Source organism: Micromonospora andamanensis (assembly GCF_016863495.1).
In the GTDB taxonomy this organism is placed as follows: domain Bacteria; phylum Actinomycetota; class Actinomycetes; order Mycobacteriales; family Micromonosporaceae; genus Micromonospora; species Micromonospora andamanensis.
Genome location: NZ_BOOZ01000054.1, coordinates 17,726 through 42,593 on the forward strand (window position 1 = coordinate 17,726; position 24,868 = coordinate 42,593).

At 67.5% G+C, this 24,868-nt stretch carries 19 protein-coding genes and 2 pseudogenes; 13 read left to right on the forward strand and 8 right to left on the reverse strand.

Annotated features, from left to right (window positions below; translation table 11 throughout):
* Positions 1-405: 405 nt before the first annotated feature.
* Both Van01_RS28550 and Van01_RS28555 read left to right on the forward strand, forming a co-directional pair.
* On the forward strand, positions 406-933 hold the full coding sequence (locus Van01_RS28550; protein ID WP_204014091.1) for a SigE family RNA polymerase sigma factor: 528 nt from the start codon (positions 406-408) through the stop codon (positions 931-933).
* Positions 930-2,339 carry a hypothetical protein gene (locus Van01_RS28555; RefSeq protein ID WP_204014094.1) on the forward strand — a complete coding sequence of 470 codons (1,410 nt, stop codon included), beginning with the start codon at positions 930-932 and terminating at the stop codon, positions 2,337-2,339. The genes Van01_RS28550 and Van01_RS28555 overlap by 4 nt, the downstream gene beginning before the upstream one ends.
* Before the next feature lie 161 nt (positions 2,340-2,500).
* On the opposite strand, the gene Van01_RS28560 is transcribed toward Van01_RS28555, so the two are convergent.
* Positions 2,501-3,337 (reverse strand): IS5 family transposase, encoded by an 837-nt coding sequence (locus tag Van01_RS28560; protein ID WP_204014096.1) that lies wholly within the window; start codon positions 3,335-3,337, stop codon positions 2,501-2,503.
* Between the two features lie 921 nt (positions 3,338-4,258).
* Here Van01_RS28560 and Van01_RS28565 point away from each other — a divergent pair.
* Positions 4,259-7,585: a S8 family serine peptidase gene (locus tag Van01_RS28565; RefSeq protein ID WP_204014099.1), complete on the forward strand. Its 3,327-nt coding sequence runs from the start codon at positions 4,259-4,261 to the stop codon at positions 7,583-7,585.
* A gap of 414 nt (positions 7,586-7,999) precedes the next feature.
* Here Van01_RS28565 and Van01_RS28570 read toward each other — a convergent pair whose 3' ends face one another.
* The 3 genes from Van01_RS28570 to Van01_RS28580 form a co-directional block, all read right to left on the reverse strand.
* Positions 8,000-9,304: a hypothetical protein gene (locus Van01_RS28570; RefSeq protein WP_204014102.1), complete on the reverse strand. Its 1,305-nt coding sequence runs from the start codon at positions 9,302-9,304 to the stop codon at positions 8,000-8,002.
* 404 nt (positions 9,305-9,708) lie between these two features.
* Complete coding sequence (locus tag Van01_RS28575; protein WP_204014105.1) at positions 9,709-10,623, reverse strand: hypothetical protein; 915 nt, start codon at positions 10,621-10,623, stop codon at positions 9,709-9,711.
* 16 nt (positions 10,624-10,639) lie between these two features.
* A complete protein-coding gene (locus Van01_RS28580) occupies positions 10,640-11,161 on the reverse strand; it encodes an RNA polymerase sigma factor (RefSeq protein ID WP_204014108.1) in 522 nt (173 codons plus the stop codon).
* Positions 11,162-11,250: 89 nt separating this feature from the next.
* On the opposite strand from Van01_RS28580, the pseudogene Van01_RS28585 reads away from it, so the two are divergent.
* From Van01_RS28585 to Van01_RS28600, 5 genes and pseudogenes are all read left to right on the forward strand, one after another.
* Positions 11,251-11,390: pseudogene (locus tag Van01_RS28585) on the forward strand (helix-turn-helix domain-containing protein); the annotation flags it as partial.
* A gap of 163 nt (positions 11,391-11,553) precedes the next feature.
* Entirely contained in the window at positions 11,554-11,679 is a 126-nt protein-coding gene (locus tag Van01_RS33580) for a hypothetical protein (RefSeq protein ID WP_275410414.1), read from the forward strand.
* Positions 11,680-11,860: 181 nt separating this feature from the next.
* Positions 11,861-12,727: an ABC transporter substrate-binding protein gene (locus Van01_RS28590; protein ID WP_204014111.1), complete on the forward strand. Its 867-nt coding sequence runs from the start codon at positions 11,861-11,863 to the stop codon at positions 12,725-12,727.
* Positions 12,727-14,259 (forward strand): amino acid ABC transporter permease/ATP-binding protein, encoded by a 1,533-nt coding sequence (locus tag Van01_RS33950; RefSeq protein WP_272491677.1) that lies wholly within the window; start codon positions 12,727-12,729, stop codon positions 14,257-14,259. The genes Van01_RS28590 and Van01_RS33950 overlap by 1 nt, the downstream gene beginning before the upstream one ends.
* Complete coding sequence (locus Van01_RS28600) at positions 14,252-15,352, forward strand: amidase (RefSeq protein ID WP_204014114.1); 1,101 nt, start codon at positions 14,252-14,254, stop codon at positions 15,350-15,352. Before Van01_RS33950 ends, Van01_RS28600 begins: the two co-directional genes overlap by 8 nt.
* Here the strand turns inward: Van01_RS28600 and Van01_RS28605 are convergent.
* Positions 15,339-16,235, reverse strand: a complete 897-nt coding sequence (locus tag Van01_RS28605; protein ID WP_204014117.1) for a LysR family transcriptional regulator — start codon at positions 16,233-16,235, stop codon at positions 15,339-15,341. The two genes, Van01_RS28600 and Van01_RS28605, sit on opposite strands and share 14 nt — an antisense overlap.
* A gap of 39 nt (positions 16,236-16,274) precedes the next feature.
* Here Van01_RS28605 and Van01_RS28610 point away from each other — a divergent pair, with 39 nt between their 5' ends.
* The 3 genes from Van01_RS28610 to mmsA all read left to right on the forward strand — a co-directional run bounded on the left by Van01_RS28610 (position 16,275) and on the right by mmsA (position 19,605).
* A complete protein-coding gene (locus tag Van01_RS28610; protein ID WP_204014120.1) occupies positions 16,275-17,477 on the forward strand; it encodes an aminotransferase class V-fold PLP-dependent enzyme in 1,203 nt (400 codons plus the stop codon).
* 2 nt (positions 17,478-17,479) lie between these two features.
* Positions 17,480-17,860 (forward strand): ectoine synthase, encoded by a 381-nt coding sequence (locus Van01_RS28615; RefSeq protein WP_204014123.1) that lies wholly within the window; start codon positions 17,480-17,482, stop codon positions 17,858-17,860.
* A 236-nt stretch (positions 17,861-18,096) separates the two neighbouring features.
* Positions 18,097-19,605: a CoA-acylating methylmalonate-semialdehyde dehydrogenase gene (mmsA, locus tag Van01_RS28620; protein WP_204014126.1), complete on the forward strand. Its 1,509-nt coding sequence runs from the start codon at positions 18,097-18,099 to the stop codon at positions 19,603-19,605.
* A 477-nt stretch (positions 19,606-20,082) separates the two neighbouring features.
* Here the strand turns inward: mmsA and Van01_RS28625 are convergent, their stop codons facing one another.
* Positions 20,083-21,498 carry a WD40 repeat domain-containing protein gene (locus Van01_RS28625; RefSeq protein ID WP_204014129.1) on the reverse strand — a complete coding sequence of 472 codons (1,416 nt, stop codon included), beginning with the start codon at positions 21,496-21,498 and terminating at the stop codon, positions 20,083-20,085.
* Positions 21,498-22,031, reverse strand: coding sequence for a SigE family RNA polymerase sigma factor (locus tag Van01_RS28630; RefSeq protein WP_204014131.1), 534 nt, complete (start codon positions 22,029-22,031; stop codon positions 21,498-21,500). Before Van01_RS28630 ends, Van01_RS28625 begins: the two co-directional genes overlap by 1 nt.
* 241 nt (positions 22,032-22,272) lie before the next feature.
* Between Van01_RS28630 and Van01_RS28635 the strand changes: the two genes are divergently transcribed.
* Together Van01_RS28635 and Van01_RS28645 are read left to right on the forward strand one after the other, a co-directional pair.
* Positions 22,273-23,150, forward strand: a protein-coding gene (locus Van01_RS28635; RefSeq protein WP_204014137.1) for an IS5 family transposase whose coding sequence is annotated in 2 segments (ribosomal slippage) — positions 22,273-22,669 and positions 22,669-23,150 — 879 coding nt in all. Because the reading frame shifts where the segments join, the coding sequence is not laid out codon by codon here.
* 615 nt (positions 23,151-23,765) lie between these two features.
* Positions 23,766-23,948 (forward strand): annotated as a pseudogene (locus tag Van01_RS28645) (DNA cytosine methyltransferase); the annotation flags it as partial.
* Between the two features lie 121 nt (positions 23,949-24,069).
* Here the strand turns inward: Van01_RS28645 and Van01_RS28650 are convergent.
* Positions 24,070-24,852 (reverse strand): VOC family protein, encoded by a 783-nt coding sequence (locus tag Van01_RS28650; protein ID WP_204014133.1) that lies wholly within the window; start codon positions 24,850-24,852, stop codon positions 24,070-24,072.
* Between the last annotated feature and the right edge of the window lie 16 nt (positions 24,853-24,868).

The following is a 24,868-nucleotide window of genomic DNA, read 5'->3' on the forward strand; positions in this document are numbered from 1 at the left end:
CGGCGTATGAGTCCAGGGGTCCAGGTAGGTACGAATGAACGGGACCAGGTGGCAGTTGCAGATGGATCTTCCGGACGTCCCGACAGCTGAGCAGTGAACCGCCCCGGGTTCTGTGGAGACTCACCTGTTCACTCCGAGCAGCTCGCGGGGCTGGGGTTGAGCGTAGAACGTTGACTCGTACTCGTTGGTGGGGCGTGCCCGATGGCGCGGAGATGAGGCGCTGGTTTGTGCCAGTCGACCCACTCGGAGGTGGCCAGTTCGACCTGGGCGAGGCTGCGCCAGCCAGGTGGCCGCCACTCTTGACCTTGGTGTGAGTTTCCGGTGCCTTCCACTCAACCTGGTGCGGGGCAGGAAGCGTCTTACCTGCCATGCGAGAACGAGCGTGGTGGACGAAGTGGGGCAGTTGTGCCGGGTGAGGATGAGGAGAAGTTTCGCGAGTTCGTCTTGGAGCAGTGGGGGCCGTTGACCCGGCTGGCTTACCTGCTGACCGGAGATAGGGGGGCCGCTGAGGACCTGGTGCAGTCGGCGTTGGAGAAGACCCACAGGAGGTGGGCTCGGATCCATCGTAAGGACGCACCGACTGTTTATGTCCGTCGGGCGATGGTCAACACCGCGGTTTCGTGGCGGCGACGCCGCCGAGTGCCCGAGGTGCCGCTCCTGGAGACTGACGCTATGCGAGCGCCCGACGCCTACGAACGGGCAGAGAGCCGGCATCAGCTGTTGGTGGCGCTGCGTCGGCTGCCGCCGAGGATGCGAGCGGTGCTCGTCCTGCGGTACTTCGAAGATCTGAGTGAGGCGGACATCGCCCGGGTTCTCGGCTGCTCGACCGGGACGGTCAAGAGCCAGGCGTCGCGAGGGCTCGGTCGGCTCCGAGCCGATTTAGAACCGGCGTCCACGCTTCTTGAGACAAGCCTGCAGGGAGGTCAAGCATGACCAGTGATCTTGAATTCAAGCTTCGTGAGGATCTCCTGGCGGAGGCTGACGCGTTGGCTGTGGCGGAGGATCCGTGGCCACGCTTCGTCCAGCGTGAGGGCGCCCATCGCCGCTCACGTCGGGTCCGTGCCGGCGTGGTCGCCGGGCTCCTGGTCGCCGCCGTCGGTATCCAGACGAACCTGATTCCCCTACCCGGATGGATTCCTGGTATTGCCGTCGCCTCGTCGGCTTCGCCTTTGGCCGAGGGGCCTACGCGGGGCAGCCTCGCCGCCGACCGGGCCTGGTTGGATGGCTTGCGGGGACAGGTCAAGGACCTTCAGGACCCGGAAGGGTTGTGGCGAATCACCGATCGTGACGCGATCCACGTCGCCTATGCCAGTGACGTGCCCGGTCGGCGCGTGGCGCTGGTCGTCGTGCCGCTACGCCTGGGCGTCATCACCGCCTCAGAACTCATCTGGTTCATCGGTCCACCCGGGGCCGAGCCGGAACAGATGGAACAGGGCGGCAACCAAGGCGCTGACACTGCGGTAGCGACGTGGATGGAAAGCGACGCAACCGATGGTGGTGTCGCGGTTGTCGTCGGACCTGCAGGTTCCACCGTGACGATCAGCAGCTTTACCGGCTACTCGCCGAAGGGCGTCGTGGAGCACCGTCAGCTTTCCTCGTCGACCGGCACCGGCGTCGGCGTCGCGGCGGTGCCACCGGCTAGAACTGTCGGGGGGCCCGCGCTCACCGCTCGGGTTACGAACGGTGACACCGTCATCCACGACGGGGAAATCGGTGGCGGCTGGTCCGGAGATGCCGACATGTCGGCCAGTCAAGAGCCGACCGACGAGATGCTCAGCGTCGCCGTCCGTGACGCACAAGGACCCGTCATAGACCGGGCAGTCCTGGCAGTGTTCGTCGGTTCCGCGTTGCGTGACAGCCGGCTGTCAGCTCAGGACGTCACGATCCGCCTGCGTTGGTCGGGAAGCATCAACGACAAACCGGCCGCGCTGTTCACCATCCAACCCAAGGGGGGTGGCGTCATCGCCTACGCCATGCACGGCGACGACACCGGCTGGCGAACCGACCTTCGGCTGCTGCTACCCGCTGACGGCGCCGCACAACGACCGATCGCATGGCGGATGCGCGCCGAGGGCAAGGACACGCGAACCGACCGCGTCATCGTGGTAACCCCACCGGGCACCGCCACCGCCACCATCACCGTCCGAGACGGCGCCCCGACCGCGGTCACCCTCGACGCATCCGGCTCCGGCACCACCACCGTCGCACCAAATCAACCCGCAACCGTCACCGCACTCGCCGCCGACGGAACCACCCTCGCGAGCACGCCCGTTCCCGCCTTCGAAACCAACATGGGCGGAGTGCCAGGCAGCACCATGAACACCCGAATCATTCAATAACAGCAGCACCACAACTGGCCCTGCATCGTTCGCGCGGCAGGATGGGCCCGGCCCTGTTCGCCGGCCGGGCCCACTGGCGGAGACCCGCCCCTGAAGGGATGGGTCTCCGCAGCGGCTCTCAGAGGGCGTCTGATTCACGTATTTTGCGAGTGATGCTGCCTTCAGGTGTCTCGCCAGGTTGGGGTGGTTTCGTCAGTGATACGTTTGGTGAGGTTGTCGATCATCGCGATGCGGATCATGCTGGCGGAGTTGTCGGGCAGGGCTTCGTAGTCGCGGGCGAGGCGCCGGTGTTGCATGATCCAGCCGAGGGTGCGTTCGACGACCCAGCGGCGTTTTACCACGGAGAATCCCTTGATTTGGGGGTCTTTGGCGACGACTTCGACGTCGATGCCGAGGGCGGCGCCGTGTTCGATGACCTTGTTCTTGAAGCCGGCGTCGACCCAGGTCTTGGCCAGGATCGGGTGGGTTGTCGTGGCCTGGTTGAGAAGGTCGATGCCGATGGTGTTGTCGCTGGTGCTGGCCGCGGTGACGACGACGGCGAGCAGCAGGCCGAGGGTGTCGGTGATGATGCCGCGTTTGCGGCCGACGATTTTCTTGCCGGCGTCGATGCCTTGCGTGGGCAGGGGCGCGTTGGTGGAGGTCTTCACGCTTTGGGTGTCGATCACAGCGGCTGAGGGTTGCGCCGCGCGGCCAGCCTTGGTGCGGGCCAGGCCGGTGAGCTGGTAGTTGAGATGGGTGAAGATGCCGTCGCCTGTCCAGGCGGTGAAGTAGCCGTAGACGGTCTGCCAGGGCGGGAAGTCGTGCGGTAGGTAGCGCCAGGCGATGCCGGTGCGGTTGACGTAGAGGATGGCGTTGACGATCTCGCGCAGGTCGTGGGTGGCGGTGCGTCCGCCGATCCCCGCGTCGGTGCGGGCCTGACGCCAGGCGATCAGTCGCGGTGCGATCAGCGCCCAGCGGGCGTCGGACAGATCGGACGGATAGGCGGGTCGCTCAACCATTCGATAGATCTACTGTGGATGCCGAGTAGGCAATCGCACCCACAGTCCGACGATCTCCGGTTACCTCGGAACCAGACACGATCTGCGGCATCAACCTGGCATATCGCAACGGCATCAAGCGGGGCGAACGGTGTCAGGAGCCGCAACACGACCGACGTAGCGGCCAGCCACCGGGCCTACCGAACCCCGTCAACCACTCACGAACAACATCCAAACGCCCAGTCACAGCTTGTATCGCCACCAGAGAGGGGCCATCGGTCATCTCCTTCCGCAATGCGAGCTTCTGAGCCAGGCTTGCAGCCCCCGGTTACACGTCAGCTCCGTGTCGCCTACCCGGCAGCGCCGCTGTCGCTCGTGGGCATGGCGCAGCTATGGACCGCAGCCACCGACCGCAGGTCCACAGCCCCGAAGGTGATCGAGTGCCGGCGTCCCGGCCGGCGGGAGCCTGGCTGAGTGCCTCCGCCACGTTCTGCCGACACCGCGACCGCACCAGTATGCTCGTCACTCGGTTGTCGACGGCCGTCGTGACGGACCGTCCGGCGACGCGCTGCGGTGCTCAACGTGGCCAGCGCAACGGCGGCGGGTGACACCCTTCGTACGATCCACATACGGCCGTTCGCAGCGGTCGCATGCGCGGATCCGCCGCCACCGTCGACTGCACCGAGCACCGCCAGCATCGAAAGGGCCTGCGCCACCCGCGACGACCTCCCTCTGCGAGCGGGAGGAACATGCTGAACCCTTACGTGGCTACAGAGGGAAGGGACCGGCATCGTCGGGGAAGCATGGGCGTTCAGCAGTACTTGGTGATGCTCTCCCGGGTCTCCCGACGAATCGAGTCGTGCGCGAAATACAACGGCCGGTTCGGACATGGATGTCGGGACGAGGCGCAACGCCTCCGTTTGTCGGATCCGTGGAGGTTGGGTGAAGCGACAACGCGCAATCCGGTTCATTGCGTTGGCATCGACCGTTCTGCTACTGCTCACATCAGGTATTGGCAAGTCTGGGTCTGCCTCGGCCGCCGGTGAACTGAGCGGGGCCACCGGGGCTGTTTCGGCTAACCAGCGGTGGCTCACGTTGGTGACTGGTGACCGGCTTCTCGTTCGGGAGGAGCCGGCGGGAGACGAACTTGTAGAGGTCAAGCCGGCCAGGGGGCGCGAGGATGTGCCGCTGTTCAGTAGGCGCATCAAGGGGGCGCTGTCTGTGCTGCCAGCTGACCTGGCGCCCTTGGTGGCCGCCGGTGCGGTCGATTCTCGGCTGTTCGCGGTGTCTGCCTTGATCGATCATGGATACGATGATCGTGCCCGTGCCGACGTACCGCTGATCGTGGTGTCGAAGAGCACCGCGCGGTTGGCGGCCCGGAAGCAGGTTTCGGCCGCCGGGGCCAGGATCAGCCGTGAACTGCCCAGCGTGAACGGCCTCGCGGTGCACGCCGGCAAAGATCGGGTCGGCGCCTTCTGGATGTCCCTGGGAGGCCGACCTGGGGCGGCGCGGCTGGGAGGCGAGGTGTCGCGGATTCTGCTGGACGGACCGATCCGGGCTGCACTCGCGGACAGCGTGCCGCAGGTGGGTGCACCTGCCGCCTGGGCGGCCGGGCATAAGGGTGCGGGCGCGACGGTGGCGGTGCTCGATACCGGCATCGACGACAGCCATCCCGATCTGGCCGGCGCGGTGATTGAGTCGGTGGACTTCTCGGGAAGTGCATCCGGTACGCGTGATCGGCACGGCCACGGCACGCACGTTGCATCTACCATCACCGGCGACGGTGCGGCCTCGGCCGGCCGACACGTTGGTGTAGCGCCCGATGCCCGCCTGTTCAACGTCAAGGTGCTTGACGATTGGGGCGGGGGTAGCGAGTCGGCGTTGATCGCCGGTATGGAATGGGCTGCCAGCAAGGGTGCCGATGTGGTCAACATGAGCCTCGGCGGCGGCATGCCGCCCAATGACGGTAGGGACGAGGTGTCCCAGGCCGTCAATCGGTTGACCGCGCAGTCGAACACCCTGTTCGTCGCCGCCGCAGGAAACAGCGGCCCCGCGGCCGGCTCGATCGGTAGCCCTGGTGTGGCGGACGCCGCGCTGACCGTCGGCGCAGTATCGAAGCAGGATGAGATCGCAGAGTTCTCCAGCCGAGGACCTCGCACGGATGGATTAATCAAGCCCGATCTAACGGGACCTGGGGTGGGCATCGTCGCCGCCCGGGCCGAAGGCTCGGCTATGGGCATCCCGGTCGATGGTCTTTATACGAAGGCTTCGGGAACGTCCATGGCCGCGCCGCATGTCGCCGGTGCCGCCGCTGTCCTCGCCGCACAGCACCCCGAGCTGGCGGCGCCAGAGATCAAGGCGCTGCTCATGGCCAGTACGGTTGGGACTGGTGAACACTCGTCGTACGCGCAGGGCGCCGGCCGGCTCGACCTTGCCCGAGCAACGAGGCAGGGAGTGCACGCTGAACCGGTCAGCCTCGGTTACGGGCTCGTGCGATGGCCACACAACGACGACGCCCCGATCGCAAAGACCATCACCTATCGGAACGTCACTGAGACAGCCATGACGTTCACCCTCGCCGTGGACGCTCGCGGCCCGGCGGGAGCGGCGGCGCCTGAGGGAATGTTCTCACTCAACAGCCAGCGTGTGACCGTACCGGCCGGTGGTGAGGCATCGGTCATTCTCACCGTTGACACCCGAGTCGACGCCGTGGATGGCGTCTGGGGCGGCATACTCCTGGCCACCAGCACCGAGGGCCCAGCCACCACCGTGCGGACGCCGGTCGCCGTCGAACGCGAGGGAGAAAGCTACGACCTGACTCTGACCTTCCGTAACCGCGCAGGCCAGCCCACCTCGGACTACTTCTACCGCTTCGTCTCCCTTGACGATGCGCAGGTGTGCTCAGCGTATGACCCGTCGGGCACTGTCGTGGTTCGGCTGCCGAAAGGCCGCCACTTCTTCGAGGCGAGCGTCTCAGAGGACCCGGCGTCACCGGAGGCCAGAACGATCTTCGTCGAGCCGCAGGTAGACGTTACCGAAGATGCCACGATCTCCATCGACGCCCGCAAGGGTCGCCCGTTCGGGCCCGAGGTGGATCGTGCCACCGCACGAGGAGTCGCCACGGCGATAGCCGCCACGCGGACCACGAGCTGGGGGAGCATCGGTTTTGCATTGTTCGGGGGCTCAATGGAAGACACCCTGATCAAGCCGTCGACGCAGACCGCGCCCGCCGGACAGTTCACGTTCGAGATGAATCGGCTACTCGCCGAACCGGACGGATCCGGGGGATTCACCGGCACCCCCTACCTGTATCACATTTACCGGAACGTGGACGGGCACGTTCCGCCCGATCTGAAATGGAGGGTTGCCGATAGTGATCTGGCGCTAAGCCGAACGCACGTGGCCGCGACAGGCCCTAACCAAACTGTCGCCGTCGACAGCGCTCGTGTCGTTCTGACCGCGCCCGCGACCGTGACTAGTTACTTCACGCCAGGGGTAACCTGGGGGCGAATCGTCGCACTGTCTCCGGACCCGTCCCTGCCATACGGGGAGCTCGGCCGGTTGACCGGCGAGCGCCGCTACGAGCGCGGCGACAACGGGACGGAGCAGTGGAACATGGGCGTCTTCGGACCCGCGCTGCCCAAGTTCTCGAGGCCGCTGCCGATGGCGGAACGTACCGGTAACCAGATCTACCTCGACCTGCCCATCCACACCGACCAAGGCGCAGACCACGCTGGCTACTCGGTAGTCGACTCGGGCGGGCTGACCTTGTACCGCGACGGCGAGAGGATGGGGGAAAGCGACAGCCCCGGCTACGGCGAGTTCACCGTACCGAAAGAACCGGCAGCCTATCGCCTCGAATCAGTGGCGAACCGGTCGGTATCATCGCTGTCGACGCGCGTCGAGACGGCATGGAACTTCCGGTCCGCGGCCACCACCGACACGCCCGTGGCTCTGCCGCTAATGGTCGTACGGTTCGCCCCGAAACTGGACGCCAGCAACCGAGCACCCATCGGCCACTTCTCCTTCCCAGTCTCGATACAACGACAGGCGACTGCGTCGTACGGGACGCTGCGGACACTGGCCGTTGAGGTTTCCTACAACGACGGCGCCACGTGGCAACCCGTACGCCTGACCGGGTTCGGCCTGAACCGGACCGCGCATGTCAGACATCCACAGGCACACGGCTTCGCCTCAATTCGGGCATCCGCAACCGACGATGCCGGCAACTCGGTAACCCAGACCATCACCCGGGCCTACGCCTACTAAACCCGACATGACAGTTCAGCCCGGCCGGCGGCATCCGCCCGGCCGGGCTGACCTGTCGATGTGGGCGCCAGCGGACGGGCGGCCACCGCAGCGTCATCCGACACGCCGTAGCCTCCCAGCAAACCCAGCTGCAGGCGTCAATCGACCAGGTCGACATCGAGGGCACCAGCAGATCACCGCGATCCTGGTACTTCAGCCCGTCCAGGAACAAGCGCTACCCAGCCGAAGGCCGCACCAAACGCGAGGTCATGCGCAACCTCAAGCGCTACATCAGCAGGCAACTCTTCCGAACCCTCAACGACGCCCAACCAGCTACCAGCACCACTTGACAGTTACAGAAGCATCTCATTGCTGCGACGCCAACCCGATCTCGACCCAGAGGCGAAGCTGCTGCCGACCTGGCACCTGACGGTATCACCAGCGCCAGGTCTTCAAGTCAAGCCGCGCAGACAGGCTCCGGGTTAAAGCGCGAGCGTATTGCGCCAGGCGCGTCACGAGCGGTGCGGCAAGCCATAGCAGGACCGCGGCGTGCAGCATTAGTTGGAGTTGTTGACTAGGGCTCAGGTCCGGCCGTGCGACCAGCGGATACCACAGCGGGCTGAACTCTGGGGTGAAGTGGCACAGTGCTTCCAGCCGGTATCCGTCCTGGTAGCAGGTCCATGCCCAAAGGTCGCCGAAAGCGAGGCCGTTACTGGCCACCCACACCGACACTGCGAGCAGGCCCAGGGTGATGACGGTCCGGATCGGACTGGCCCGCGGATCGCCCAACCAAACCGCAAGACCAAGCGCAGCGGGCAAGATTGCGATGAGGAAGAAGCGGGGGCCCCAGTACATTCCGCCATACCATGCCCACCACCGTGCGTATATGACGACCAGGCCAACCGTGAATGTCGTCCACAGTAGCCAGGCGTACCCCAGGTCGATGGCCGAGCCCGTCTTGGACGCTGCAGACAATCGTCGTCGGACTGGCAGGAACAGGCCGGGGGTAAACCAGAGTAGACCCTTTCCAAAGGAGAACACGATTGCTAGCAGCCCGAGGGTGAACGGGTAGGAAAAACCGGAATGCCCCGAGTAGGGCATAATCGTTTCGGCCCCATGGTTGTCGGTGTATCCAGTAACGAATGGACCGCCGCGTCGCAGCCAGGATTCGCCGACGATGAGAGCCACTGCCGCGAACAAGGACACCATCGGGCCGATGCGTCGGCGCCGGACAGATTCGAGGCATGCAACGAATGCTAATCCGACTATGGAGGCGGGAGTGTTTGCCACCCCGAGCACGATCAGCGCCCACGCGCCCGCCCGGATACCTTTAGGCGGACGGCGCAATGCTAGGGCCAGCAGTCCGACGCCCACTGTGCTCATGGTGAACGTCTCCCCGTAAAAGTCCGCCAAATGCGGAGCGATCATGCTGCCAGTAGTCAGGATGAGGAGAAATCGGCGCAGCAAGCCCGCATCGACATGGCGGCGCAGCATCAGGTAAAAGGCGCCGAGCATCAGGCAGAACAGGAGTGGATTATAGTTGCCGAGCAACCCCTCAGTGTTGCCGGTGTATTGGCTGAGGATCCATAGCGGCGCGGCGAACAGTGGGCCGATCATGGAATAGGCGGTGTCGGGCATCCGCTGATGGCCTAGCAGGTCGATAAGGGCCTGGTAGCGGGCCAATCCATCGCCCATCAACCGGTGTTCCTGAGTTATCAGCAGAACCGCAAGCCCGAGCATGAAAAGGCTACCTTCGATAAGCCTCCTGGGTTCGGGGCTCCAGTCACGGAGTGTGCGCCGTGGCCTTGACTGCAGTTGATGAGGGGCGGCAGTGCCGGCCGGATCGACGACGTCGGGCCGCAGACCATCGACACACAATGCTTGAACCTGCTCTGGCGTAGAAAGCGACACGAAGTTGTGCCTTCCCGGTGGCTATTGGGCTGGAGCCGCCGTGAACCAAGGCCTCACGTCAAATGTTCTTCGGTCGCTCTATAGCTGGCAGCGTGGCAGCCGCCGGCCGTCCTTAATCGGGCGATGTTGTGGTCTGGGAGGCGATGGAGGTGCTGGCGGCAGTCATAGCGGCCACGCACCGGCATCGGGATTGTCCCGGTGCCGGTGCGTGGCCGCCTCGCGGCGCTTATTGATTAAGGCGTGCTGGTGGGCTGAACGGGCTGAGGCGCCGGCCCACTGTCGGACGGGTTGGAGTTCTTCGGCTCCTTGCCGTCTACTGAGACCCACAGAGCGACGACCTTGTTCGACAACGGCGCCGAGTCGTAGACGATCCAGTGGGTGGGTACGTTCTCGGCCGGCACCTCGATTGACTCCCAGCCCACGCGGTAGCTGGCGGCCTGGTCCTTTGACGCGAGGATCTTGAGGGCGTCCGCCACAGTCTTTCCGACCAGTTCCCGCGCCTGCGCGTCGTTTTCTGCAGAGCCGCCTTCGATGTGTTCGCCGGGTTTGGCGGTCCTGCCGATGACGATCTTCGCATACGACGTGAAGGTCATTGGGACCTTAATGCCGACCGAGCAGTTGCCGTTGGCGGTGCAGTCACCTGGCGCCTCGATGTACTCAAGACCACCGGCGGAGTCACCGACTTCCGAGAAGATGACCTTCCCGACGTGATCAGGCGTGGCGGGCACCAGGGTCAGCTCGACGTTGAGGTTGTACTTGGAAAGTTCTTGGCGGTAGCGCTGAGGGTCGGCGATGGGGTCCTTGATCTTGATGTTGATGTACCTGTCGTCCTTGGTGATCTGCAGCGCATCTGCCTGTGCGGGGGCAGGTCCGACGGATCCGGAGCCGCCGGGGAGTACTGCACTAATGCCGAATGCCAGCGCAGCTACCGCGGCTACCGTCGGCACCGCGATGGCCAGCCGGCGATGCCGGGCAATCCAGGAGGCGCGCCTGACCGGCAACGCAGTCGTGGTCTCGAAGTCTTGCATGATGCCCTTCAGAAGTGTGGTGGCGGCGTCGCCGGACGGGCTTTGCGCCGAAGGCGGGAGGTGATGCACGGGAGCGAGCAGCCGAATCACGTGATCCTGGTGGCTGTCGGGTTCGGTCATGGCCGTGTCTCCTTGATTACCTGTTGAGTGACGGCTCACGCAGCGCCGCGGCGAACCGGCGCCGGGCGCGGTGTAGGCGGATGCGGGCAGCGTTCGCTGTGCAGCCAAGTACTAACGCCAGTTCGTCCGCCGCGAGCCCTTCCCAGGCCACCAGTCGAAGCAGTTCTTGGTCGGCCTCCGGCAGCGAGCGGAACGCCCGCCTGATCTCGTCCGGTACCTCCGGCTCCACAGGGGTGACCCGAGTGAGTTCCTGACGCAGGCGCTCGGCGAGGCCCGCCGAGCGCCGGTCGGCCCTGTGATGGTTCGCCATCACATTGCGTGCCACCCCGAACAGCCATGGCCTTGCCTGATCCGGCCGGATCTCGTGAAACCGTCGCCAGGCAACCAGGAAGGTGTCGGCCACCACATCCGCGGCAGCCTCTGGTCGATCGACACGGCGCAGAACGAAACCGAGCAGATCCCGGTAGCAGGCCCGATACAAGCGCTCGAAACTAGCGGCGATATCGCCGTTCGAAGAAGTGGGTGCGGCGCGTGCCAAACGTGGCTCCTAGTTCCGTCGGTCAGTGCTGGGCGGGTACGCCCTGTTACCAAGCACGTGTCCGGCAGAAGCCAAACATTTCATTGAGGGCTCTCGACTTGGCCGACCGGGTGCTGGTCGCCGCATACTGGCGAACGAACCTGACGATGCGGCAGATCGGACCGTTGTTCGGGTATCGCACTCCGCCGCTCACCGGGCTATCGACGCCCTCGGCCCGCTGCTGGCTTTGACCCGCGCCGCAGGATAGGCCCGGCCCTGTTCGCAGGCCGGGCCTATCCTGCCGCTCGCAAAGTCTCTACAAGATCCGGGGCGGTTCAATGTCGTGGTCCGCCTGCTCAGGTTCGAGCGGGCGGACCACGTGGCCTGGCCGTGGGCCATTCAGGGTGAACGTGGTGAATCCGGTCGTCGGCCTCCAGTCGGTCGAGCCGCTGCTGCGCTCCCGGATCGGCATGGATCGGCGGGCGGCGTGGGCGCGGAAGGAGGAGCGGCTACGGCGGGACCAAGGGCCCTCGGCGTAGTACTCCAGCCGGGGACGTTGACCTCGGCTGACCGGGACCAAGGGCTGCGGGATGATCAGTGTGCATGACGCCGGGGGTCCGCCGAATGATGCGGGTGTGTTATAAGTGCCAGTCCGATGCGGTATTGGACGATGCGATCCCCGCCACCCGAGACTGACGGGCAGGTGGAAGGGGAAGAGTCATGCGTCGTGCGATGTGGCTGTCGGCGGTGGTGCTGCTGTTTGTGACGGCCTGCGGAGGTGGTAGTTCAGTCCCGGACGCGGCTGCCGAAGCTGAGGTGAAGCCGCCTGGGACGCTGGTCAAACCCGGCACGTTGACTGTGGCGGCCGACTTCCAGGGTCCGCCGTTCGACTACGTCGAGAACGGCAAGCAGCGGGGCTTCGACGTCGAGTTCGACAAGGCCGTGGCCGAACTGATGGGCCTGAGGCTCAACGCGGTGGACGCCCGCTTCGCCTCGCTGGTGCCGGGGCTGGAGGCCGGACGATACGACGCGGTCGTCTCGGTCCTCTACATCACTCAGGAACGGGCGAAGGTGATCGACCTGGTGCCGTACGCCCAGACCGGCTCGGGCTTCCTGGTGCGTAAGAACAACGGTTTCCAGCCCAAGGCGGCGGAGGAGCTGTGCGGTCGTAAGGTCGCCGTACTGGCCGGCGGTTTCGAGGAGCGGATGGCGACCGGCAAGCTCACCGCGGACTGTCGCGGCAAGGGCCAGCCGCTGGAGGTGAAGTCTTTCCCGTCCGACGTGGAGGCCACAAAAGATGTGGCCGACGGACGTGCGGACGTCTTCTTCACCAACCACTCGATTGTGCTGTACCGGGCCGAGAAACTGCCGGAGCTGAACCTCGTCGTGTCCAATCCGGCACCACTGTTCCCAGTTCCGGCGGGTATCGGCGTGCGCAAGGACCGGCCGGAGGTCAAGAGGGCCTTCGAGGAAGCGATCGCGAAGTTGCGCGTCTCCGGTGAACTGCGCACCCTCCTGAACAAGTACGGGCTGCAGGAGCCGGATCAGGAACTGGTATCCAGGGCGCTCGCGGGACCCCTGTACTGATGGAGATACTGCGCTTCGACGTGCGGTACGCGCTCGGTCTGTTCGCCGACGAACGCGTCTGGATCGCCGCCGGGAACACGCTGTGGCTCGCTACGCTTAGCTGGCTGTTGGCCGGCGTCTTGGGCCTCGGCATGGCGCTGCTGAAGACCTCTCGTACCCGCCTCAGCCGTGGCGCGGGCGCCGGCTACGTCTGGTTCTTCCGCGGCGTACCATTGCTCCTCCTGATCATCTTCATCTACAACGCGGTACCGCAGGCAATCCCGGCCTCTCAGGGCTTCCTGTCGGACCCGTTCAATGCCGGCCTCGTCGCGCTGGTACTGAGCGGGAGCGCGTACATGGCCGAGGTGTACCGCGGTGGCCTGTCGGCGGTCAGCCCGGAGCAACGCGACGCCGGGCGAGCTCTCGGATTCGGGGCGGTACCGTTGCAACGCTTCGTGGTACTGCCGCAGGCATTCCGGGTGGCGATACCGGGGCTCGGCAACGAGTACGTCTCCAATCTCAAGAACACGTCCCTGGTCTCGGTCATCTCGTTCGTCGAGCTAACCCTGGAGGGGCAGCGCATCTACAGCGGGAACTTCCTGATCCTGGAAACGCTGTCCGTGATCGGCGTGTTCTACCTGGCCATGGTCTCGCTGTTTTCCGGCGTACAGGCGTTCCTGGAGCACCGCCTCGACGTACGACGCGACCGGCGGCCACCAGCCAGTGCGCCGTCCGCCGTCCGTCCGGTACCGGTAACCCCGCCGCTCGCATCCGCCAAGCAGTTCGGGCCTGTCGTGCTGGAAGCTCGCGACGTGCGCAAGAAGCTCGGGGGCAGGCTCGTGCTCGACGGCGTCGACCTTGCGGTGCGCCGCGGCGAGGTGTGCGTGCTCATCGGGCCGTCCGGCTCCGGCAAGTCGACACTGCTGCGCTGCCTGAACCGGCTGCTGACCACTGACGACGGCATCGTGCTGCTCGACGGTGAGCCGTTCGGCTACCGGTTGAACGGCGGCGAGCCGCACTCCGAACCCGAGCGCCGACTGGCCGCTCGGCGTCGGCGGGTGGGCATGGTCTTCCAGCGCTTCGAGCTATTCCCGTACCTCACTGCGCTTGACAACGTGCTGCTCGCCCCCCGCCATTTCGGCACGGTCGGCGGCGCCGACGCGGTGGCGTACGGGCTCGAACTGCTGCGCAAGGTCGGCATGGCCGACCACGCGCACAAGTTCCCGCACCAGCTCTCCGGCGGGCAGCAGCAGCGCGTCGCCATCGCCCGCGCCCTGGCCAACGAGCCCGAGATCGTATTGTTCGACGAACCGACCTCCGCGCTCGACCCGGAGCTCGTCACCGAGGTGCTCCAGGTGATGACAACGCTCGCCGCCGAGGGGCTCACCATGGTGGTGGTCAGCCACGAGATGGGCTTCGCACGCAGGATGGCCGACCGGGTGCTGTTCATGGATCAGGGCCGGATTGTCGAGGAGGGCCCGCCGACACAGGTGTTCGAGGCGCCGGAGAACGCCCGGACCCGCCGTTTCCTGGCGACGATCGGCCATGACTGACAGCGCGCGCGCCCGGGTCATTGCCGCCCTCGAACAAGTTGACCCCGACCTGGGCGCCTTCATCACCGTCGACCCCGACGCCGCGCTGCGCCGGGCGGCCAGGGAGCCGGGCGGCCGACTGCGTGGACTCGTGCTGGCCGTCAAGGACCTCGTCGACACCGCAGGACTGCGCACCACGTACGGGTCACCGCGCTACCGGTACCACGTGCCGACACTGACCGCCCCGGTCGTTGCCCGGCTGGAGAAGGAGGGCGCAATCGTCGTCGGCAAGACCAACCTCAACGAGTTCGCGTACGGTGTCAGCGGCTACAACCCGCACTACGGGCTGATGCGTGTGCCCGGCGACCGGGATCGCACCCCCGGCGGGTCGAGTGGCGGCTCGGCGGTCGCGGTCGCGGCCGGGATGTGCGATGTCGCGGTCGGCACCGACACCGCCGGCTCGGTGCGCATCCCGGCGGCCTGCTGCGGCGTATTCGGGTTCAAGTGCGCCCACGGCGCAGTGCCGATGACTGGCGTCCACCCGCTGGCCCCGCAGCACGACTCCATCGGATACCTGGCGCGCTCGGTCGACGTACTGCAGCGGGTCCTGGACATCCCGGAGCTGCCTCCGACGCGGAACGTGCGGGTGGCCACCGCGGACGACGTCCGGCTGCCGCCGTTCCCGGCGGACGACCACTGGACAGTGTTCCGTGAGCAGAGCTACCGGCTGCACCACGAACGGGCGACCCGGCACCCCGGCGAGTACGGCGACGACCTGCACGTGAAGCTCTCGCAGCCGGTCGGCGACGTGGCGATGGCACGCGCCGTCCTGCACCGGTGGCGGATTGACTTCGTCCGGTCGCTGGCCGGGTTTCACCTGCTGGTGCTGCCCGTTTTCCCGGGCGACGCGCCGACCGTCGAGGAGGTGCTGCGCGACTACCGGGACCGGACACTGCACACGTCCGACCGGCTGCTGAGCATCACGCCGATCGTCAACGCGCTCGGCTGGCCGGCGCTCGCCGTGCCGACGTCCGACGGACCTCGGCAGGTGATCGGACCGCCAGGCACCGAGGCGAGCATCCTCGCCGTGGGAGATCGGCTCAGCCGTGGCTGAGCCGATCGCGGATCAGGTCGACCAGTGCCCGCGAGGCGGCCGACTGGTACCGCTCGTAAGCCCGGATCAGGGAGATCGTGCGTCGCAGGGCGACATCGGTCCGCAACGGTGCCAACGGCGGGCCGTCGACGTCGACAACCGGTCGCGGCAGCAATGCGACGCCGAGTCCGGCCGAGGCAAGCGCCCGCACGCTGCCGGTCGCGCCGCTCTCGTACCCGATGCGCGGTTGGAAACCAGCGTCGGCACAGGTCCGCTCCAGAATCTGGCGCAGCCCGGCGCCCTGGTTGAACGCCACGAACGGCTCGAGCAACAGCTGCCGCAACGCGACGGACGAGCCGGCCAGCCGGTGCCCGGGCCCGACGACGAAGACCAGTTCCTCGTCGAACAGTGGCTCGACGGTCATGTCCTCGGCGCGCGGCCAGGTCTCGTCGAACATCGCCAGCGCCAGGTCGAGCCGACCGTCGGCGAGCATGGCGATTGTCGGCGCGGCGAACTCCTCGCGCAGCTCGACATCGACGCCCGGGTACCGCTCGTGGAATTCCACAAGTACCCGCGGCAGCATGCCGGACGCGTTCAGCGACTGCTGGGCGCTCACCGTCACCCGCCCCTCCGCGGAGCCGCTCAGGTCGCCCATGTGCGTCTGGGCGTCAGCGACCGTGGCCAGGATGCGGGTGGCGTACGGCAACAGGGCCTGCCCGGCGTCGGTGAGCACGACCCGTCGGCTGGTGCGGTCGAACAGCTGTACCCGCAGGGTCCGCTCCAGCTGGCGGATTTGCTTGGACAGGGCCGGCTGAGCGATGTGCAGCGCGTCGGCGGCACGCGTGTAGTTCAGGCTCTGCGCGACCGCGACGAAGTACCGCATCTGCCGGAGCTCCGGTTCCATGCGGTGATCATGTCAAACCGGAGGGAATGAGACATCGGGATGTCAGATCTGCTTGACAATGGCGTCGACCTGCCGGAACGCTTTCCGGGGCTCGACGATCCGGGACCGGACGGCCTGCTGGCGGTGCACGCCGACGCGCCGGGTGGCACCCACGTGACGGAGTCGGTGATCGCGGCCATGGCGGCCTACCAGAGGCACGGCAACGCCAATCCGAACCGGGTCTATCCGGCGTCCGTGGGGTCGGCGGACATGCTCGCCACCACTCGGGGGGCGTTCGGTCGCTTCGTCGACGCCGACCCCGCGGGCGTGGTGTTTGGTCCGAACGCGACGACACTGACCTGGCGGTTCGCGCGGGCGTTGGAGGCGCGACTCAGGCCGGGCGACGGCATTGTCTGTACTCAGCTTGACCACGAGGCGAATGTGGCCCCGTGGCTGGCGGTGGCCGAACGCACCGGTGCCGAGGTGCGGTTCGTGACACTGGATCCGGAGACCTTCGAGCTGGACCTCAGCTCGCTTGAGCGGGCGGTGGACGGGCGGACCCGGGTCATCGCGTTCACCCGGGTTTCGAATCTTCTCGGCACCGTCGTCCCGGCGGCGCCGTTCGTCGAGGCGGCCCGGTCCTGCGGTGCTGTCACGTACGCCGACGCGGTCGCCGCGGCGGCGCACTTCCCGCTGCGCCAGCGCGCCGAAGGTATCGACGTGCAGGTTTGCTCGGCGTACAAGTTCTTCGGCCCGCACATGGGCGTGATGTCGGCACGGCCGGAGTTGCTTGATGCGTTGTCCCCGGACCGGGTGCGCCCTGCGCCGACGTCCGGACCCCGTCGCTGGGAGGCCGGCATGCCCCCTCTGGAGGCGGTCGCCGGGCTCGCCGCGGCGCTGCACTACCTGGATCGGCTGGGGTTCGACCGGATCGCCCAACTGGAGAGGGTGCTCACCGAACAGGCCCTGGAGCGGCTGGCCGAGCTGCCCCGGATCCGGCTGTTCGGCAAGCGGACCGCAGCCGGCAGGGAGCCGACGTTTGCGCTCCGTGTCGACGGGGTCAGCCCGGCCGAGGTGGCCACCCAGCTCGCCGCCGAGGGCGTTTACGTCTCCTCCGGCACGAACTACGCCATCGAGACGCTGAACGCGCTCGGCCTGTCCACCACTGAGGGAGTGGTCCGTGCCGGCTTCGTCCACTACCACCGGCCGGCTGAGGTCGACCGGACGTTGGCGGCACTCGGCCGCATCGCCGAAGGGAGCTGAAGATGCTCTACACGACCTACGACCGGGTCGACGGCACACCGCGCGCCGTCGACTGGGGTAACGGAACGAGTGTTCGGCTGGTGGTCGCGGCCGACGGACGCGGTTACACGGTGACCGACACGTACGTCCGCCCGGGTACTTCGACGCCGCTACGGTTCGACCGGCACTTCGAGTCCTGCTACTGCGTCGAGGGTGGCGGGCGGGTCGAGACGGCCGACGCCAGTTACGACATCGTACCCGGCGTCCTCTACGCGCCCGACCTGGGCGAGGAACACCGGCTGGTGGCGGGACCGGATGGCATGCGCTTGATCTGTGTGTTCAATCCGCCGCTGACCGGCACCGAGACGCACAGGTCCGATCCCGACCGGCCGTCCGGTTACTGAGTCCGGTTAGCGGTGACACGACACATGATCGACAAGGCTGCCGCGCAGCCGACGAGAGGGAGGTCCCAACCGATGTCCGGGCTGTCGTTGCCTGTCACACCCAACGGCTCACCCTACGTCCGTTCACGCACGACGATCTCGACGGGGAACGCTGGGGGAGCGAGTACGTCCTTACCACACTCGCCCGCGAGGGTGAGTCCGAGCGGAGTGGGGCTGGATGCATGAGTGAGCGGGGCATGGAAACGCGTGACACACCGGTGCGGATCACCCACGTCGTCGACGGCAAGCCGTGGACGGGAAAGGTGGGACGTACCGCCGACGTGCATGAACCGGCGACCGGCCGGGTGACGGGTGTGGTCGACCTCGCCGGGACGGTCGAGGTCGCCGCCGCCGTCGACGCCGCCGCGCGGGCTGCCCGGGAGTGGGGGGAGGTGTCGCTGGCCCGGCGTACCCGGGTGCTGTTCGCGTTCCGGGAGGCGGTCGTGGCGCACCGCGAAGAACTCGCGGCGGTGGTCACCGCCGAGCATGGCAAGGTGCTCTCGGACGCGGCGGGGGAGGTGCAGCGGGGCCTGGAGGTTGTCGAGTTCGCGTGCGGGCTGGGGCACCTGCTCAAGGGTTCGCACAGCGAGAACGTCTCCACCGACGTCGACGTGCACTCGATCCGCCAGCCGTTGGGGGTGACAGCGGTGATCGCTCCGTTCAACTTCCCGGTCATGGTGCCGCTGTGGTTCGTGCCAGTCGCGATCGCCTGTGGCAACGCGGTGGTGCTCAAACCCAGCGAGAAGGTCCCGTCGGCGGCGAACCTGTTGGCGCGCCTGTGGTCCGACGCGGGCCTTCCCGACGGGGTGTTCACGGTCTTGCATGGCGACCGGGAGGCTGTAGACGGGCTGCTCGATCACCCCGGGGTGGCGTCGGTGTCGTTCGTTGGTTCCACCCCCGTCGCCCGTTACGTCTACGGCCGGGCCACCGCCGCCGGCAAGCGGGTGCAGGCACTCGGCGGCGCGAAGAACCACATGGTGGTCCTGCCGGACGCCGACCTCGACGCCGCCGCCGACGCGGCCGTCTCCGCCGGGTTCGGCTCGGCGGGACAGCGTTGCATGGCGATCTCGGTGGTCGTCGCGGTCGACCCGGTCGGCGACGACCTCGTCGAGCGTATCCGCGACCGTATGGCGGGCATCCGCACCGGGGACGGACGCCGGGGCTGTGACATGGGGCCGCTGGTGACCCGCGAGCACCGCGACCGCGTTGCGGGCTATGTCGCCGCCGGTGTGGCGGCGGGCGCGACGCTGGTCGTCGACGGCCGCGACGTCGTCCCGGATGGCTCCGCCGGCGGGTTCTGGCTTGGTCCGACGCTGTTCGACCACGTCACTCCCGACATGCCGGTGTACGCGGATGAGATCTTCGGCCCGGTCCTGTCCGTGGTGCGCGTGGCCTCCTACGACGAGGCGTTGGCGCTGGTCGAGGCGGGCGAGTACGGCAACGGCGCGGCTGTGTTCACCAACGACGGCGGTGCAGCGCGGCGGTTCGCGCGGGACGTGCAGGTCGGCATGGTCGGCGTGAACGTGCCGGTGCCGGTGCCGGTGCCGTACTACTCGTTCGGCGGTTGGAAGGCGTCGCTGTTCGGCGACTCGCACGCCCACGGAGTGGAGGGTGTGCACTTCTTCACGCGAGGCAAGGTCGTGACGACCCGCTGGGTGCAGCCGTCACACGGCGGGGTGAGCCTGGGCTTCCCGACGCCGACCTAACGAGATGGGCGTCGTCTACCGGTCCGGTACCAGCGAGTCGCTCACCCGGATTCGGGACTGCGTAGATCTCGGTTCAGTCTCGCATTCGGTGATGACCGAGGGCGTCGATGTCATTGTGTGCAAGATCTGGGACCTTACGAGAATGGTGTCCTGGCCACGCCGCACAGGCGAGTGGTCTATCCACGGGCAGGAGCGACTTTCATACGACCGGTTGCCGGTCAGGGCACGACGGGCGTCCAGGGCACATATGGCTACTCAATGTCGTAGTCGTCGTAGTCGTACCGGTCCGGCGGCTCGTTGCGGTCTGCGACTTCCTGTGCCCGGATCTCAAGGCCACTGGTCGCATTCCGGGGAGTCAGGGTCGCGGCAGGCGGCCACGCTGATGCGGTCGGCCGTCTCGTGGTCCATTCGTTGTGATCGGGCCATGACGGTTCCTCCGTCGGCGTGGGCAGTGTTCGTCGTGTTTGTTGTGGTGGGTCACGGTGCCGAACGTCTGCGCCGACGTAGCATCCAGCCAAGTACGGTCAGTGGTCCCAGCACGATCACTGTGATGGTGACGGTCACCCCGTACAGCCACGGCGCGGCCGGGAACGCGGTCGGCTTGGGTGATGGGCCGCCGAACCGGTCGTTGGTGACCAAGTCGTGGGCGACGTCCATGTCCCAGATGTCGGTCGGGGTTTCGATCAGTCTGGTCTGGCCGCCGCCCGGATGCAGGGCGAGCAGCTCAACGCTGCCCACCTCCCGGTATGACGTCAGGTCCTGGCCGTCGTCTGCCGTCGCCTCGTCGTAGTTGGGATCCACTTCCACGAGGTATCGCAGGACCACGGCGTCGCCGTTGCGTTGCCAGCCCACGATCCGCACCGCCGCGCAGGCCACATCATCGAACCCGCTCGTCGACGGGGCGAGTGGACGCGCCGCCCCGGTCACCGGGTCGAGCCACCCGAGGCGCCAGCGCCGCTGGTTGCGTTCGGCGTCAGTACACCGGTTCTCACAGCCGTCATAGGTGTACGCCGCGATGCCGTCACCGGCAGGGCTCCACGCCCCGGCACCGGCCAGCCGTCCCCGCGGACCGAGGTCCGCCAGCACCCGGCTGGCGCCGCTCGCAGTGTCCACCACGATCAGCGACCGGTCGACCTGCACGGCGACCTGCCGACTGTCGGGTGAGAATGCCAGCAACGTCGCCCGGCGGATTGTGCCGTCGGCTTGGAGCAGGCTACGGGTCTGGCCGCTGGCCCGATCAAGCAGCCAGAGCCCAACGGACGAGGTCGAGTCCCGTAGGAGCACCACCTGGGTACCGTCGGAGCTCCAGGCGACCGGCTGCCCGGCCGGTAGGCCGGTGTACCGGCGCACCGCACCGCTCGTCAGGTCCACGATCGTGATCTCGGAGTTGTTGCCGCTGCTGAGACGGGCGTCGAGGGAGGTGTCGCCCGCGACGTAGCGGCCGTCCGGCGACAGCACCACATCCTGCGCGGACTGCATATAGGCACGCCCGTACCGCAGCGTCCGGTACGAGCCGTCCCGACCCACCACGGCGATCTTGCTGCCGAACGCACCCGGCATGTCGATGGTGCCCGTGCCGCCGCCACTGAACAGCAAGGAAGCTGGCCCGTTCGGGGACTGCTGGACGGTGCCCTGCCAGGCGTGCGGGTTGTACAGCCGGGCAGGCACCATCGCGTTCGACACCGCAACCTGCAGCGCCGGCTCCGGCGTCCGCACGAGCACGGTGACCCCCACCTGTACCGCCGCGACGATCGCCAGCACGAGCGCGGCCACCCCAATGGCCAGGCGCCGGCGGTGCCGGCGCTGGCCGGCCTGCCACAGGTCGGCTGGCACGCGGGCCGTTGGCATCTCCTCCGACGCCTCGGCCAGGGCCTGGCGCAGCACGTCCGTCATTACGGCACCTCCGAGACAGAGCCGACCGGTTCGGGTAGGTCAGCAGCGATGGCGAGGTCTGGGGCAATCACCCGGAGCCGCGCCAGGGCATCGCGGGTCTGGCTCTTGACCGTGCCGACGCGACAGCCGAGGACCTCGGCCGTCTGTACCTCTGTCAGATCCTCGAAGTAGCGCAGCACGAGCACCGCCCGCTGGCGGGGGGGCAGTCGGGCCAGCGCAGCCCGCACCACCACGCCGCGAGCGACCGCCGGGGCCGGGTCCGCCATCACGCGTTGCGGCAGATTCGCGGTTGGAAAGGGCTGGGGTAGCCGACGACGCCGGTCCGAAATATACCGGTGGTACAGCGTCTTTCGTACGTAGGCGTCGGGGTCACCGTTGCGCACGAGCCGAGGCCACCGGCCGACGACGCTCAACAGCGCCTCCTGCACCAGGTCCTCCGCCGCGTGCTGATCGCCGGTGAGCAGGTACGCGATCCGCGACAGCGCCACCGTACGTCCCCGCACGTACGCCAGGAATGATTCCTCAGCATCCACTGCTACCTCCTACACCCCTTACACGCTCACCGGCCCGGCCATGGAGGGGTGCCGGCGGCAAATATCAACCCCGGCCGGGTAGGGGACGTAACCTTACGCAGAGCCCCATGTGTCAAAGTCCGCCTGCGGTGAGGGGTGGCGGGTCCCGGCGCGTCGGTGATCGATAGATGGCGAGGTCTCCGGTAGATGGTTCATCGACGAAGGAGACCATCAGCACGGAGACCTCGTGGCCACTGTAGCGGTGACGAGGCGGCATGACCTGACCGACACCGAGTGGGCGGCGCTGGAGCCAGTGCTGCCCGCGGGGCGTCGGCCGGGGCGGCCGTCGACATGGACGAAGCGACAGCTCATTGATGGGATCCGGTGGCGGACTCGGGTCGGTGCTCCGTGGCGGGACGTGCCGGAGTGCTACGGGTCCTGGTCAGCGGCGTACGCGCTGTTCCGCCGCTGGCAGCGTGATGGGACCTGGGCGAAGATCCTGACCGTGCTGCAGGCCCTCGCGGACGCGGCCGGACGTATCACCTGGGACGTGTCAGTGGACTCGTCGGTCGCCCGGGCGCATCAGCACGCTGCTGGGGCGCGTAAAAGGGGGATCTGCAGGCCGAACGGCCGGGCGGGGTCGCGGTCGAGCCGACCGATCACGCGTTGGGGCGGTCGCGGGGTGGGTTGACCACGAAGCTGCACGTGGCCTGCGAGCAGGGGAAGAAGCCGCTGTCGATCGTGTTGACCGCCGGGCATCGCGGGGACAGCCCGCAGTTCGCCGCGGTACTCGACGGCATCCGGGTGCCCCGCCTCGGGCCCGGTCGGCCCCGCACCCGCCCGGACCGAGTCTTGGCAGACAAGGCGTACACGTCCCGGGCCAACCGCCGCTACCTACGTCGACGCGGGATCGCCGCGACCATCCCGTCCAAGACCGACCAGGACGCCAACCGGCGCAAACTCGGATCGAAGGGCGGCCGGCCCCCGGCCTCCGATCCGCGGCGGTACAAGCAGCGGCACGCCGTGGAATGTGGCATCAACCGCCTCAAGCGCAACCGGGCTGTCGCGACCCGGTTCGACAAGCTCGCCGTCCGATACGAAGCCACCGTTCACATCGCTGCGATCAACGAATGGCTGTGACCGACTTCGACCCTCGCTATCACCCTTGCCGCGATCCTCACCCCGACCACGCTCGGTTACGCCGGGCTGTGCTGGATCAAGCCGGTCACACGCTGCCGGCGGTGTGCCGGCACCGGCCGCACCACTACCCGCGTGCTGCGCCGGCCGCGCGCGTGCCGCCGCTGCGACCACGGCTACCGGCTACGCGCCGGCCGGTGGATCTACAACCAGCTCTCCCGCCGGCACCGCGAAGCCACCCACTGACTTCGGAGGGATCGACCATGCCCACCAAGACCAACACCGGGGCCACGGTCGCCGGCACGGCGGTCCGCTTCACCAACGCCCAAAGCGCCGCGCTGATCGTCTGCACACCCGTCCGGATCACGCCAGGCGTGCTGGCGCACCGCTCGTCCCGCACGGTCCTCGGCACCGCCGAGGGCAACCCGACCGGCGGCGGGCGGCTGGTATTCACCGCCGACCGGAGTTGGGCCACCACCCCGGTCTGCCGGGCCGACCCGGCCCCGGCCGACCCGCACGCCGGGCGCGGCTGGTGCGAGGTCTCCGCCGGATGGGCCGAACACCTGGGCGCGCTGGCGTGCCCGACCTGTTTCTGCCGACTGGGACCGTGGAGGGCTGATGCTGACAATCACCAATTTGTTCTGCGGTGCCGGCGGTTCGTCGTCGGGTGCCGTGCTGGTACCGGGGGTGCGGGTGCGGATGGCCGCGAACCATTGGCGGCTCGCGGTGGAGACGCACAACACCAACCACCCTGAGGCCGACCACGACTGCGCGGACATCTCCCAGACCGACCCGCGTCGCTGCCCGGCAACCGACATCCTGTGGGTGTCGCCGGAGTGCACGAGCCACTCTCAGGCCAAGGGCAAGCGGCCGCGTCGAAGCGGTGGCTCGCTCATTGAAAAGTCAATAGTGACCCAGCGTGTCAGCGGTCCGTTGTCACGCGGTCCAGTGCAGCAGCGGGTCGGTCGCCTGCGCCGGCTCCCGTTCGGCCGGGACCAGACCCGGCCGGCCGTAGGCAGAACTCCTTGCCGTCCGGGTCGGTCAGCTCGGCTGATCCGTCCTCGTTGACCGCGATTAGCGTCGCGCCCAGCGACATCAACCGGTCGATCTCCGTGCGCAGATCGGCGCCGACCGTGGCGAGCAGGAACCGCTGGTTGCTGCGAGCCACCTTCGGCGCGCGGGGCTGACCGCCCCACGCGACCTTCGTGCCGCCGAGCGGCGACTGTACAGCCGTCTCCTGGTTCCAGTCCCACACCAACGGCCAGCCGAGCGCTTCGCTCCAGAACAGGCCGACGTCGCGCGTACCCACGCAGGCCACCTCACCGAAGAAGCCGCAGCCGGCCAGGTACGTGCTGGTGGGCTCAATGACGCAGAAATAGTTGCCGCCCGGATCGGCCAGGACCACATGCCCTTCATCGGGCCTCTGGCCGACGCCGACATGCTCGGCCCCGATCGCCAGCGCGGCCGCCACCGTGTCCTGCTGGTGGGCGAGGCTGGCGCTGGTCACGTGCAGGTGCAGCCGGATGGCGTGTTCGGCCGCCGGCGGGCCGGGTACGAACCGGAGGCCGACCTGGGTCGGCGAGCCGGGCAACAGCAGGCCGTCGCCATCCTCGACCGCCTCGCGGCGAAGCATCCCGCCCCAGAAGCCCGCGAGGCGCGCGGGGTCGTCGGTGTCACAGGTCAATGCCAGCAGTTGTACGGCCATCCCCGGGGGCTAAGGC

Coding starts and splice junctions, on each gene's coding strand:
- Van01_RS28610 (WP_204014120.1), top strand. CDS start 16,275: ATGTCAGATCTGCTTGACAATGGCGTCGACCTGCCGGAACGCTTTCCG.
- Van01_RS28650 (WP_204014133.1), bottom strand. CDS start 24,852: ATGGCCGTACAACTGCTGGCATTGACCTGTGACACCGACGACCCCGCG.
- Van01_RS28605 (WP_204014117.1), bottom strand. CDS start 16,235: ATGGAACCGGAGCTCCGGCAGATGCGGTACTTCGTCGCGGTCGCGCAG.
- Van01_RS28570 (WP_204014102.1), bottom strand. CDS start 9,304: ATGCTCGGGCTTGCGGTTCTGCTGATAACTCAGGAACACCGGTTGATG.
- Van01_RS28590 (WP_204014111.1), top strand. CDS start 11,861: ATGCGTCGTGCGATGTGGCTGTCGGCGGTGGTGCTGCTGTTTGTGACG.
- Van01_RS28575 (WP_204014105.1), bottom strand. CDS start 10,623: ATGACCGAACCCGACAGCCACCAGGATCACGTGATTCGGCTGCTCGCT.
- Van01_RS28600 (WP_204014114.1), top strand. CDS start 14,252: ATGACTGACAGCGCGCGCGCCCGGGTCATTGCCGCCCTCGAACAAGTT.
- Van01_RS28625 (WP_204014129.1), bottom strand. CDS start 21,498: ATGACGGACGTGCTGCGCCAGGCCCTGGCCGAGGCGTCGGAGGAGATG.
- Van01_RS28615 (WP_204014123.1), top strand. CDS start 17,480: ATGCTCTACACGACCTACGACCGGGTCGACGGCACACCGCGCGCCGTC.
- Van01_RS33950 (WP_272491677.1), top strand. CDS start 12,727: ATGGAGATACTGCGCTTCGACGTGCGGTACGCGCTCGGTCTGTTCGCC.
- mmsA (WP_204014126.1), top strand. CDS start 18,097: ATGGAAACGCGTGACACACCGGTGCGGATCACCCACGTCGTCGACGGC.
- Van01_RS28555 (WP_204014094.1), top strand. CDS start 930: ATGACCAGTGATCTTGAATTCAAGCTTCGTGAGGATCTCCTGGCGGAG.
- Van01_RS28560 (WP_204014096.1), bottom strand. CDS start 3,337: ATGGTTGAGCGACCCGCCTATCCGTCCGATCTGTCCGACGCCCGCTGG.